Genomic DNA, 11,518 nt, shown 5'->3' with positions numbered 1-11,518 from the left:
GGCCGGGTCGAGCCCGGCGTGGGGTCAGGCGCGGAAACCGGCGGCGGAGAAGCGGATCAGTTCGCCGGCGATCCGGGTGCGGTGTTCGGCCTCGGTGGTGCCATGGGGCCGTTTGATCAAGCCGAAATCGGCCATCGCGTAGGTCAGCGCGCCGGCCAGGAAATCCAGCCGGCCGTAGAGCTCGGCCTTGCCCAATCCCGGCAGGCAGGCGGCCAGGGCCGAGGCGAACTCCCGCGGCACGTGGCCGTACTGCTCGGACAGGAACTTGCGCAGCGCGTCGTTCTTCTCGACATAGGCGCGTGCGATCACCCGCACGAACCCGCCGCTGCCGTTGCGGCCGATCGCCATGTCCAGCGCCGGATCGACGAACGCGGCGATGATCGGCTCGATCTGGCCGGGCTGCTCGGCCAGCGCCCGACGCAACTGGGCCAGGCGCTGCGCGCTCATCTGGTCCATGCGCCGGCGGAACACCTCGTTGACGAGGTTCTCCTTGCTGCCGAAGTGGTAGTTGACCGCGGCGATGTTGACGTCGGCGCGGCTGGTGACCTGCCGCAGCGATGTGCCGGCGAAGCCATTGGCCGCGAACAGCTCCTCGGCTGCGCCCAGGATCTTGTCCTTGGTGGAAAACTGTCGCGTGCCGCTCATCCGTACTCCGCTGAATCAAACGCTTGTTTGATGCTAGAGCGCGCCGGCCTGACGCGTCAATGACCGCAACCGTTGCGACGCGCTGCGGAACTCCCCCGCAATGCGGTAGAATCACTGCAGCCGTATCGGCTAAACCCGCGCCCCGCCGCGGGTTTTTCCATGCTAACTTCGACCAGCCCGCCGGGATGGTCGTCCCCATTGTCCGGAGAATTCGCAGATGGCGCTCGAGCGCACCCTGTCCATCGTCAAGCCCGATGCCGTTGCCAAGAACGTCATCGGTGAGATCTACAGCCGTTTCGAGAAGGCGGGCCTGAAGATCGTGGCCGCCAAGTACAAGCAGCTGACCCGCGAGGAGGCCGAAGGCTTCTACGCGATCCACCGTGAGCGTCCGTTCTTCAACGCGCTGGTCGAGTTCATGACCTCCGGCCCGGTGATGATCCAGGCCCTGGAGGGCGAGAACGCCGTGGCCCTGCACCGCGAGCTGCTGGGTGCCACCAACCCGAAGGACGCCGCGCCGGGCACGATCCGCGCCGACTTCGCCGACTCGATCGACGCCAATGCCGCCCACGGCTCGGATTCGGTGGACAACGCGAAGACCGAGATCGCGTACTTCTTCAAGAACGACGAAGTCGTCTCGCGCTGAGTGATGCCATCGTGACCGGGGTCGCCATCGACGTTGCCGTCGCCAAGCAGAACCTGCTCGACCTCGATCGCGAGGGGCTGGAGCGCTTTTTCGCCGAGATCCTCGGCGAAAAGCGCTTCCGTGCCCATCAGGTGATGAAGTGGATCCACCACCGCTACGTCACCGATTTCAACGAAATGACGGATCTGGGCAAGGGGCTGCGCGCCAAGCTCGAGGCGCACGCTGAAGTCCGTGTGCCGCAGATCCAGTTCGAAAAGCCCTCCACCGACGGCACCCACAAGTGGTTGCTGGCGATGGACGGCCTGAACGCGATCGAGACCGTCTACATCCCCGACAAGGGACGCGGCACGCTGTGCGTGTCGTCGCAGGTGGGCTGCGCGCTCAACTGCCAGTTCTGTTCCACCGCGACCCAGGGCTTCAACCGCAACCTGTCGACCGCCGAGATCATCGGCCAGGTCTGGGTGGCGGCCCGTCACCTGGGCAATGTGCCGCACAAGCAGCGTCGCCTGACCAACGTGGTCATGATGGGCATGGGCGAGCCGCTGATGAATTTCGACAATGTCGTGCGCGCGATGAGCATCATGCGCGACGACCTGGGCTACGGCCTGGCCAACAAGCGCGTCACCCTGTCGACCGCCGGCATGGTGCCGATGATCGACAAGCTCGGCGAGGTCAGCGACGTGTCGCTGGCGGTCTCGCTGCACGCGCCCAACGACGCGCTGCGCAGTGAGCTGGTGCCGCTCAACAAGAAGTACCCGATCGCCGAGCTGATGGAATCGTGCGTGCGCTACGCCCAGCGCAAGCGCGGCGAGTCGGTGACGTTCGAGTACACGCTGATGCGCGACGTCAACGACCAGCCCCAGCATGCGCGCGAGCTGGTGCGGCTGATGCGCGAGTTCGACAATCGCCTGCAGATGAAGGACGCGGCGAAGGTCAACCTGATCCCGTTCAACCCGTTCCCGGGCACTCGCTTCGAGCGCCCGGACGATGCGGCGATCCGGCGGTTCCAGAAGCTGCTCAACGAATCGGGCCGGATCGCGCCGGTCCGCCGTACCCGCGGCGACGACATCGACGCGGCCTGCGGCCAGCTCAAGGGCCAGGTCGCCGACCGCACTCGGCGCCAGGCCGAACACCTCAAGCGGCTGCGCGCCGAGGGTGGCGACGGTGCCGATGCGGTGGCCTGAGGCCGTCGTTCTGGTGATGCTCGGCATGGCGCTTGCCGCCTGCTCGCGCTCGGGGTTCGTCAAGTCGAACGTCGAGCGACCGACCTACAACATCGGCGGCACGCCCGAGTTCCGGCGTGCCGAGGCTGCGCGTGAGCAGCTGGCACTGGGCGTGCGCGCCTACCAGCAGGGCGACGACCGCAGCGCCGAGCGTCAGGCCAAGTCGGCCCTGCGCAACGAGCAGACCGCGGCCGACGCCAATACCCTGCTGGCCCTGGTCAGTGATCGTCAGGGCCGCCAAGCGCAGGCCGGGGCCTACTACCGCGCCGCGGTCGAGCGCGCGCCCGGTCACGGTGCGACCCTCAACAACTACGGCGCCTGGCTGTGCCGCAGCGGCCGGCCCGGTGAATCGCTGGCGCAGTTCGACGCGGCGCTGCAGGATCCGAACTACGGCGACCGCGTCGGCGCCCTGGCCAATGCCGGCGCCTGCGCACTGGATGCCGGCGATGCGGTGCGTGCAGAACGCGACCTGCGCGCCGCGCTCGAGCTCGAGCCTACGAGCGCGGTGGCGCTCGATGCCATGGCCCGGCTGCTCGCCGGGCAGGGGCGATGGTTCGATGCGCGCGCTTTTTCGCAACGACGGCTTGCCGTGGCCCCCGCAACTGCGGCAGCATTGCAACTGGCGGCCCGCATCGAACAGGGGCTCGGCGACGGAGCCGCCGCCGATCGACTCATGCGGCGTCTTGAGACCGAATTTCCGGACGCGCCGCAACTCCAGCCAAGGGAAACCAGTCCACCATGAGTTCTTCGCACCAGGCCACGCCAGAGACCATGTCTGGGGTCGGAGAGCGCCTGCGCGTTGCACGTGAACAGGCGGGGCTGCGCCTTGCCGATGTCGCCTCGCGGCTCAGGATGCAGCTTCGCGTGGTCGAGGCGCTCGAGGCCGAAGATTGGGGGCGCCTGGGGGCGCAAGTGTTCGTGCGCGGGCAACTGCGCAGCTATCTGCGTCTGCTCGGGCTGCCCGAGTCGTTGGCCGACACCATTCCCGAGGCCACCCAGGTGCGCCCGCCGGAACTGACCCCGCGCACCTACACCCCGCCGATGCAGCGGATGCTGGACAAGGCCATGGGCCGCGCGGTCTATGTCGTGATCACCGCGCTGATCGTCGTGCCGGTCTGGGTGGCGACGCGCCAGCATGTCGACGACACCGGCGAGATCACCGCCTCGCTCGGTGTGCTCGGCGACGAGGCCGCCCCCGCGCAACCGGTCGGCCCGCGGCCGGTCACCGCGTCGCTGGGCGCGCTGCCCAAGCGCGCGCTCGCGCCCGTACCGACGGCCGAGCCGGCCGCGCGCGATCAGGCCGGGCGCCTGACGCTGCGCTTCAGCGGCCCGAGCTGGGTGGAAATCGTCGGCCACGACGGCCGCCGGATCGAGTCGGCTGAAGTGCCGGCAGGCCAGCAGCGCGAGTTCGCGACTGCCGATGTCCACCGCATCGTGCTGGGCAATGCCGGCGCGGTGGAGGTGCTGCGCGATGGGGTCGTTCAGGATCTGTCCGAGTTTCGCCGATCGAACGTCGCGCGCTTTGAGGTATCCTCCGATCGCGGTTTTGCGCCCGTCGCCGAGTAGTCGCGACCCGCGCTGCACACAGGACCGGCACGGCGCGCGAGCGCTGCAGCCGGTCTGTCGTTTTCCAATGGCAAAGACCCGTCGCCGGCGACGGGCGCAGAGAACATATGGCACTTGATGAGCTGCTGGACGAGCGCGAACAGGGGGAGCGGGTCAAGGCCTGGCTTCGCGACAACGGCCTGGGCCTGATCGGTGGCGTCATCGTGGGCGGGGCCCTGATCTTCGGCTGGCAGTACTGGAAGCAGCGGACCCACGACCAGGCGGCTGCCCAGCACGCCGACTACCAGGCCGCGGTGCTCGACATCCGGTCCGGGGCGCTCGACAAGGCCGGCGAGCGCATCGCCGCGCTGCCCGATTCCACCTATGGCGAACTGGCCGCATTGCAGCTGGCCAAGGCCCAGCTCGATGCCGGCGAGCGCGATGCCGCGATCGCGACACTGCAGGGCGTCGAGGGCGCCGAACCCGGCGTGGCGGCGGTCGTGCGCCAGCGCCTGGCGCGGCTGCTGATCGACGCCGGCCGCGGCCAGGAGGCGGTCGCGCTGCTCGACGGCGTCGACGATGCGGTCTCGCTGGAAGTGCGCGGCGACGCGCATTTCGCGCTCGACCAGGCCGACCAGGCCCGCGCCGACTACGCCAGCGCGCTGCGCGGCCTCGACAGCGCAGCGCCCCAGCGCGGCCTGGTCGAACTCAAGCTTTCCCAAGTCGGCGGTGCGCCGGACGAACCCGAGGTTGAATCCTGATGACCGAGCACACGGCCCCCGCCGCGGCTTCCCCCGTTCCGTCCCGCGCGTTGCGGTTCGCGGCGATTGCGTTGTGCGCGGTCGCGGTGACCGGCTGCAGCACCGTCCGCGGCTGGTTCGGCAACAGCGAGAAGGCCGATGCCAAGGCCCTGTCGGAGCCCGCCAAGCTGACCGATATCACCCCGTCGGTGACGGTGTCGCGCCTGTGGACCGCCAATGCCGGCAAGGGCGAAGGCCGGCTGGGCGTGCGCCAGGGGCCGGTGGTCGCCGATGGCCGCGTCTACGTCGCCGCGATCAAGGGCGGCGTGCGGGCCCTGGACCTGCAGAGCGGCGCGTCGGTCTGGCGCCATGAATCGGACCTGCGGCTGAGCGGCGGCCCCGGCGTCGGCGACGGCCTGGTCGTGGTCGGCAGCCTGGACGGCGACGTGCTGGCGCTCGATGCGGCCACCGGCGAACAGCGCTGGACCGCCAAGGTCACCAACGAAGTCATCGCCGCGCCGACGATCGGGCAGGGCCTGGTGCTGGTGCGCTCCAACGACGGCCGCGTCACCGCGTTCGACATCGCCAGTGGCGAGCGCCGCTGGTTCTGGGTCCGCGAACTGCCGTCGCTGACCGTCCGCGGCAACGACGCGCCGGTGCTGGGGCCGGGCTTCGTGTTCGTCGGCAACGACGACGGCACGCTCGCCGCACTCGCGCTGGCCGACGGCCGCACGCTGTGGGAGCAGGCGGTCGCCCAGCCCGACGGCCGCACCGAACTTGAGCGCATGGCCGACGTCGACGGCACGCCCGTCCTCGACGAGGCCGTGCTGTTTGCCAGCAGCTACCGGCATCGCACGATGGCGCTCGAAGGCCCTAGCGGCCGTCCGCTGTGGGTCAGCGAGCATGGCGGGTCCAACCGTCCGGCGCTGTCGACCCATCGCGTGGTCGTCACCGACGCCAACGGCACCGTCTGGGCGCTGGACAAGTTCAGCGGCACCGCGGCCTGGCAGCAGCCGGCACTGGCGCGGCGCAACCTCAGCGCGGCAGTGATCCAGGGCGACTACGCCGTGGTCGGCGACCTCGACGGCTATCTGCACTGGCTGCGTCTGGACGACGGCGAGTTCGCCGCGCGCCAGCGCGCCGGCCGCGACCCCATCAAGGGCGCCCCGGTCGTCGCCGACGGCGTGCTGGTGGTGCAGACGGTCGACGGCGACGTCAGCGCCTGGCGCCTGAGCCAGTAGGGTTTCGACGCTGCCAATGCGACACTAGGGCCCCGGGCGGTGTCGCCGCCCGGGGCCTCTTCGTTTTCGGGTCGCCGCCACGGTGCCGGCCCTTCCTTCCGCTCTTTCGTTCCGGATCCTGCCGCATGCTTCCGCTCGTCGCCCTCGTGGGCCGCCCCAACGTCGGCAAGTCGACGCTGTTCAACGCGATGACCCGCACTCGCGACGCGCTCGTCCATGACGAGCCGGGCGTCACCCGCGACCGTCACTACGGCGTGTGCCGCCTCGGCGCGCGTCCGTTCGCGCTGGTCGATACCGGCGGCATCGCCGGCGAGAGCGTGCATCTGGAGGAAGCCGGACTGGCCGGCCCAACCGCCAAGCAGTCGCGCGCGGCGGCGGCGGAGGCCGACCTCGTGCTGTTCGTCGTCGACGGCCGTGAGGGCGCCTCGGCGCTCGACGACGAACTGCTGCGCTGGCTGCGCAAGCTCGGCAAGCCGACGTTCCTGATCATCAACAAGACCGACGGGCTCGATGCGCGTGCGGCGATCGCGGACTTCTCGCGCTACGGCTTCACCGACGCGCACGCGGTGTCCTCGGCGCACCGCCACGGCATCGACGAACTCGTCGACGACGTGCTCGAAAAGCTCCCCGAAACCGGGCAGGCCGAGCAGCTCGACACCGACCCCACGCGCATCCGCGTGACCTTCGTCGGCCGCCCGAACGTCGGCAAGTCGACCCTGGTCAACCGCATCCTCGGCGAGGAGCGGATGATCGCCTCGGAGGTCGCCGGCACCACCCGCGACTCGATCGAGGTCGATCTCGAACGCGACGGCCGGCGCTACCGCTTGGTCGACACCGCCGGCATCCGCCGCAAGTCGAAGGTCGACGAGGCGGTGGAGACGTTCTCGATCATCAAGACCCTGCAGGCGATCGAGGCCACTCAGGTCTCGGTGGTGATGATCGATGCCAGCGAGGGCGTCACCGACCAGGACGCGAGCGTGCTCGGCGCAGTGCTCGACTCCGGGCGCGCCCTGGTGGTCGCGGTCAACAAGTGGGACGGGCTCAGCGAGTACCAGCGCGAGCAGACCGAAGCGCTGCTGTCGCGCAAGCTCGCATTCGTGCCCTGGGCCGAGGCGGTGCGCATCAGCGCCAAGCACGGCTCGGGCCTGCGCGAACTGTTCGCCGCGATCCATCGCGCGCACGCCTCGGCCAACTACAAGTTCGGCACGTCCGATGTGACCCGCGCGCTCGAGATCGCCGCCGAGACCAACCCGCCGCCGGTCGTGCGCGGGCATGCGCCCAAGCTGCGCTTCGCGCATCCGGGCGGCGAGAACCCGCCGACGATCGTCGTCCACGGCAACCGCCTGCGCACGCTGCCCGACAGCTATCGCCGGTACTTGGAGAACTTCTTCCGCAAGCGCTTCAAGCTCGTCGGCACCCCGGTGCGCTTCGTGTTCCGCGAGGGCGACAACCCGTACAAGGACAAGAAGAACGTGCTCAGCGAACGCCAGGTCGCCAAGAAGAAGCGGCTGATCCGGCACGTCAAGCGCAAGTGAGCGTGCCGCCCACCGCGGCGGCACTGACCGTCGGCGTGATCGCCGGCGGCCGCGGCTCGCGCCTGGGCGGCCTCGACAAGGCCTGGCTCGAGCAGGGCGGCACAGCGCAGGTGCTGCGCTGGCGCGCGCGCTTCGCCCCGCAGGCAGCGCGGTTCCTGGTCAGCGCCAACCGCGACCTCGCTCGCTACGCAGCCCACGGCATCGAGACCGTGGTCGATCGCACGCCCGATGCCGGGCCGATGTCCGGGCTCGACGCGCTGGCCGCCGCCGTCGACACGCCCTGGCTGCTGACCCTGCCGGTCGATCTGTGCGAAGCCGATGCCCGACTGCTGCCGATGCTGGCCTTGCTGGCCGGCGACACCGGCGCCTGCGCGCAGGACGATGACGGCGTGCAGCCGCTGGTCGCGTTGTGGCCGACCGACGCGCTGCGACGCGGCGCGGCCGAGGCGCTGGCGCGCGGCGACTACGCGGTGCGCGCGTTGCAGAGCCGGCTCGGCATGCGGACCGTCCGATTGGAAGGTGTACGCTTCGGCAACCTCAATACGCCTGACGATCTGATCGATGCCGGAATCGCCGCACCCTGACACCGCCCCGTCCTTTCCCTACCGCGTGCCGTTCGACCAGGCCTGCGCGATCGTCGATGCGGTCGCCGCCGAACGCGCGCTCGAGGTGCAGACGCTGTCGCTGGGCCGTGCCCATGGCCATGTGCTCGCGCGCGATGTCGTCGCCACGTTGCCGCAACCGCCGTTCGACAACTCGGCGATGGACGGTTTCGCGCTGGACCATCACGATCTGGCGGGCGAGGGGACGGCGGTGCTGCAACTGGTCGGCGAGCAGTTCGCCGGCCCGCGTGCGGACGTGCGCATCGCGCGCGGGCAGTGCCTGCGCATCACCACCGGCGCACCGATTCCCGAAGGTGCCAACACCGTGGTGATGAAGGAAAACACGCGCCTGGACGGCGACCGGGTCGAGATCCTGGTGCCACCGCGTCCGGGCCAGCACGTGCGCCGCGCCGGCGAGGATTCCAAGGTCGGCGACCGCCTGCTGCATGCCGGCGAAGTGCTGACCCCGAGCCGGATCGCACTCGCGGCCTCCCAGGGCCTGGCGCAGTTGGAGGTCGTGCGCCGGCCGACGGTGGCGGTGTTCGCGACCGGCGACGAACTCGTCGAGCCGGGCATGCCGTTGCAGCCCGGGCAGATCTACAACTCCAACCGCGAGCAGTTGATGGGGCTGCTGCGCGCCGAGGGCCTGGAGCCGGTCGCGTTCCCGACGCTGCCAGACGACCCGGCGCAGATCGCCTCGGCGCTGCGCCATGCCGGCGAGGCCTTCGACATCGTGCTGACCTGCGGTGGCGTGTCGGCCGGCGAAAAGGACCACCTGCCCGAACTGCTGCAGCGCCGCGGCCGCGTGCGCCTGTGGAAGACGATGATGAAGCCGGGCATGCCGCTGCTGCTTGCAGAGGGCGGGACGCTGGGGCCGGCGCTGTTCCTGTGCCTGCCGGGCAATCCGGTCTCGGTGCTGGCCACGTGGCTGGCGGTCGGCCGGCGCCTGGTCGATGGCCTGCAGCGGCGCGCCCCGCGGCCGATCCGGCGCGCGCGCCTGCGCGATGCGTGGACCAAGAAGCACGAGCGGCTGGAATTCCTGCGCGGGCGCTGGTCGATCGACGAGGACGGCGTGTCGCGCGTCGAACCCAACCCCGCCGACGGCTCGCACCGGATGCAGGCGGCGGCCGATTCGGACGTGCTGATCGTGCTCGAGGCCGGCGCGCGCGAGTACCCGGCCGACAGCGTGGTCGAAGTCGTGCCGTACTGAGCGATCCGGCGGTGGGACGACCCGGTCGCCCGCGACGGGCGATAATCGGCGCATGAGCATTCCCGAGATCTCCCCCGACGAGGCCCTGCGCCGTCGCCGGGCCGGCGTGCGCCTGATCGACGTGCGCGACGCCCACGAGCGCGTGACCGGCATGGCCGAAGGCGCCGAAGGCGTCGACCGCGCGACGCTCGAAGCCGCGCCCCAGACGCACGTGCCCGACCGCGCCGCGCCGCTGCTGCTGATCTGCCAGAGCGGCCGGCGTTCGCTGCAGGCCGCGCACGCGCTGGCCGCGGCCGGCTACACCGACATCGCCTCGGTCGCCGGCGGCACCAGCCGCTGGCAGGCCGAGGGGTTGCCGACGACGTTGCCCGACGGCGACATCGACCTGGACTTCCACGACCGCTACTCGCGGCACCTGCGCCTGCCCGAGATCGGCCTGGCGGGCCAGCGCCGGCTGGCCGAGGCCACGGTGCTGGTGATCGGGGCGGGCGGCCTCGGCTCGCCGGCCGCGTACTACCTCGCCGCGGCCGGCGTGGGCACGTTGCGCATCGCCGACGACGATGTGGTCGACCGCAGCAACCTGCAGCGGCAGATCCTGCATGCCGAGGACCGCATCGGCCAGCCCAAGGTCGCCTCGGCCGCGGCCACGCTCGGCGCGCTGAACCCGCGCACGCGGATCGAGGCGGTCGCCGAGCGCGTCACCAGCGCCAACATCGACCGGCTGATCGACGGCGTCGATGTGGTGCTCGACGGCGCCGACAACTTCCCGGTCCGCTACCTGCTCAACGACGCCTGCGTGTTGCACCGCAAACCGCTGGTCTACGGCGCCGTGCACCGCTTCGAGGGCCAGGTCAGCGTGTTCGACGCCGGACGCGCGCGTGGCCGTTGCCCCTGTTATCGCTGCCTGTTTCCCGAGCCGCCCCCGGCGGAAGCCGCCCCGAACTGCTCGGAAGTCGGCGTGCTGGGTGTGCTGCCCGGCGTGATCGGCCTGCTGCAGGCAACCGAAGTGCTCAAACTGCTGGTCGGCATCGGCGAGCCGCTGCGCGGGCGCCTGCTGCAGTTCGATGCACTGCGGATGCGCTTCCGCGAGACCCGGCTGGGCGCCGATCCCGACTGCCCACTGTGCGCACCGGGCCGCGACTTCCCCGGCTACATCGACTACGCGGCGTTCTGCGCCGGCTGAGCCCGCCTCAGGGCGCGGATACCGGCTCGACGAGCGGCGCGATGACCCCGTCGAGCCAGCCGATCAGCACCTGCACCAGTCGCGAGCCGCGCTGCGGCCCCGGATAGAGCACGCTGACCGGCACGCTCGGCGGCGGCGTATCGGGCAGCAGCTCGCACAGCCGGCCGGCCGCGAGCAGGTCGGCGACGTCGTAGCGCGGCACCTGGATCGCGCCCAGCCCGGCCAGCGCGCAGGCGATGTAGGTCTCGGCATTGCCGACCCCGACCCGTCCGGTCATCGGGCGGGTGACCAGGCCGTCCGCGGACTGGAATTCCCAGGGCTCCGCCCGCCCGCCGGGCGACTGGCCGAAGTGGATCGCCGGCAGGGCCGCCAGCGCGTCCAGGTCGGCGACCGGCCCGTGCCGGGCGAGCAGGGCGGGCGCGGCGCAGGTCACCTGTTGCAGTTGCCCAAGCGGGCGTGCGACCAGGTCGAGGTCGCCGATCGGCCCGACCCGCAGCACGCAGTCGATGCCGTCGCCCACCAGGTTGCTCAAGCGATCGCTGCCGCCCAGCTCGATCGCGATGCCGGGATAGGCTGCGAGAAACGCGGGCAGGGCGGGGGCGAGCAGCAGGCGCGCCATCCGCGCCGGGGCCTCGACCCGCAGCAGGCCGCTGGGCTGGGCGGCCGGCTGGAACAGCTGCGCGATGCCCTCGGCGTCGGCCAGCAGCTCGACACCGCGCGCGTACAGCCGCTCGCCGTCACTGCTGAGCCGGACCTGGCGGGTCGTGCGCTGGAACAGCCGCGTGCCCAGATGCCGCTCCAACTGGCCGATGGCGGCCGAGACCGACGACGGCGCCAGCCCCTCGAGTTCCGCTGCGCGACTGAAGCTGCCGCAGTCGGCCACGCGGCGGAACAGCGCGAGATGGCGCAACAGATCCATGATTATTCGGTAGCGCCGAAAACAAACTGTCG

12 protein-coding genes are annotated in these 11,518 nt (G+C 70.8%); 10 read left to right on the top strand and 2 right to left on the bottom strand.

Annotation, left to right across the window (positions count from 1 at the left end):
* Positions 1-24 precede the first annotated feature (24 nt).
* Positions 25-645, bottom strand: coding sequence for a TetR/AcrR family transcriptional regulator (locus ABE487_RS04405; protein ID WP_241943384.1), 621 nt, complete (start codon positions 643-645; stop codon positions 25-27).
* 217 nt (positions 646-862) lie between these two features.
* Here ABE487_RS04405 and ndk point away from each other — a divergent pair, with 217 nt between their 5' ends.
* The 10 genes from ndk to moeB all read left to right on the top strand — a co-directional run bounded on the left by ndk (position 863) and on the right by moeB (position 10,567).
* Positions 863-1,288 carry a nucleoside-diphosphate kinase gene (gene ndk, locus ABE487_RS04400; RefSeq protein WP_346444151.1) on the top strand — a complete coding sequence of 142 codons (426 nt, stop codon included), beginning with the start codon at positions 863-865 and terminating at the stop codon, positions 1,286-1,288.
* A complete protein-coding gene (gene rlmN, locus ABE487_RS04395; protein ID WP_346444186.1) occupies positions 1,285-2,472 on the top strand; it encodes a 23S rRNA (adenine(2503)-C(2))-methyltransferase RlmN in 1,188 nt (395 codons plus the stop codon). Before ndk ends, rlmN begins: the two co-directional genes overlap by 4 nt.
* Positions 2,459-3,253, top strand: coding sequence for a type IV pilus biogenesis/stability protein PilW (pilW, locus tag ABE487_RS04390; protein ID WP_346451364.1), 795 nt, complete (start codon positions 2,459-2,461; stop codon positions 3,251-3,253). The genes rlmN and pilW overlap by 14 nt, the downstream gene beginning before the upstream one ends.
* Before the next feature lie 29 nt (positions 3,254-3,282).
* Complete coding sequence (locus ABE487_RS04385) at positions 3,283-4,077, top strand: RodZ domain-containing protein (protein WP_346444154.1); 795 nt, start codon at positions 3,283-3,285, stop codon at positions 4,075-4,077.
* Between the two features lie 107 nt (positions 4,078-4,184).
* The gene (locus ABE487_RS04380; protein ID WP_346444156.1) at positions 4,185-4,817 is read left to right on the top strand and encodes a tetratricopeptide repeat protein; all 633 of its coding nucleotides are present in this window, start codon (positions 4,185-4,187) and stop codon (positions 4,815-4,817) included.
* Complete coding sequence (gene bamB / locus ABE487_RS04375) at positions 4,817-6,037, top strand: outer membrane protein assembly factor BamB (RefSeq protein ID WP_346444157.1); 1,221 nt, start codon at positions 4,817-4,819, stop codon at positions 6,035-6,037. Before ABE487_RS04380 ends, bamB begins: the two co-directional genes overlap by 1 nt.
* 125 nt (positions 6,038-6,162) lie before the next feature.
* The gene (der, locus tag ABE487_RS04370; protein ID WP_183427064.1) at positions 6,163-7,572 is read left to right on the top strand and encodes a ribosome biogenesis GTPase Der; all 1,410 of its coding nucleotides are present in this window, start codon (positions 6,163-6,165) and stop codon (positions 7,570-7,572) included.
* The gene (locus ABE487_RS04365) at positions 7,569-8,156 is read left to right on the top strand and encodes a molybdenum cofactor guanylyltransferase (RefSeq protein ID WP_346444159.1); all 588 of its coding nucleotides are present in this window, start codon (positions 7,569-7,571) and stop codon (positions 8,154-8,156) included. Before der ends, ABE487_RS04365 begins: the two co-directional genes overlap by 4 nt.
* Complete coding sequence (glp, locus tag ABE487_RS04360) at positions 8,134-9,384, top strand: gephyrin-like molybdotransferase Glp (protein ID WP_346451365.1); 1,251 nt, start codon at positions 8,134-8,136, stop codon at positions 9,382-9,384. Before ABE487_RS04365 ends, glp begins: the two co-directional genes overlap by 23 nt.
* A gap of 52 nt (positions 9,385-9,436) precedes the next feature.
* Positions 9,437-10,567 carry a molybdopterin-synthase adenylyltransferase MoeB gene (gene moeB, locus ABE487_RS04355; protein ID WP_346451367.1) on the top strand — a complete coding sequence of 377 codons (1,131 nt, stop codon included), beginning with the start codon at positions 9,437-9,439 and terminating at the stop codon, positions 10,565-10,567.
* 7 nt (positions 10,568-10,574) lie between these two features.
* Here moeB and ABE487_RS04350 read toward each other — a convergent pair whose 3' ends face one another.
* A complete protein-coding gene (locus tag ABE487_RS04350) occupies positions 10,575-11,486 on the bottom strand; it encodes a LysR family transcriptional regulator (protein WP_346444163.1) in 912 nt (303 codons plus the stop codon).
* Between the last annotated feature and the right edge of the window lie 32 nt (positions 11,487-11,518).

This window comes from Luteimonas sp. TWI596 (genome assembly GCF_039674105.1).
In the GTDB taxonomy this organism is placed as follows: Bacteria; Pseudomonadota; Gammaproteobacteria; order Xanthomonadales; family Xanthomonadaceae; genus Luteimonas.
This window is presented reverse-complemented; position numbering and strand designations above follow the sequence as displayed.

Bases quoted from the DNA above. Each gene is read 5' to 3' on its own strand.
- pilW (WP_346451364.1), top strand. From the start codon at position 2,459: ATGCGGTGGCCTGAGGCCGTCGTTCTGGTGATGCTCGGCATGGCGCTT.
- der (WP_183427064.1), top strand. From the start codon at position 6,163: ATGCTTCCGCTCGTCGCCCTCGTGGGCCGCCCCAACGTCGGCAAGTCG.
- ABE487_RS04385 (WP_346444154.1), top strand. From the start codon at position 3,283: ATGTCTGGGGTCGGAGAGCGCCTGCGCGTTGCACGTGAACAGGCGGGG.
- moeB (WP_346451367.1), top strand. From the start codon at position 9,437: ATGAGCATTCCCGAGATCTCCCCCGACGAGGCCCTGCGCCGTCGCCGG.
- ndk (WP_346444151.1), top strand. From the start codon at position 863: ATGGCGCTCGAGCGCACCCTGTCCATCGTCAAGCCCGATGCCGTTGCC.
- ABE487_RS04380 (WP_346444156.1), top strand. From the start codon at position 4,185: ATGGCACTTGATGAGCTGCTGGACGAGCGCGAACAGGGGGAGCGGGTC.
- ABE487_RS04405 (WP_241943384.1), bottom strand. From the start codon at position 645: ATGAGCGGCACGCGACAGTTTTCCACCAAGGACAAGATCCTGGGCGCA.
- glp (WP_346451365.1), top strand. From the start codon at position 8,134: ATGCCGGAATCGCCGCACCCTGACACCGCCCCGTCCTTTCCCTACCGC.
- bamB (WP_346444157.1), top strand. From the start codon at position 4,817: ATGACCGAGCACACGGCCCCCGCCGCGGCTTCCCCCGTTCCGTCCCGC.
- ABE487_RS04350 (WP_346444163.1), bottom strand. From the start codon at position 11,486: ATGGATCTGTTGCGCCATCTCGCGCTGTTCCGCCGCGTGGCCGACTGC.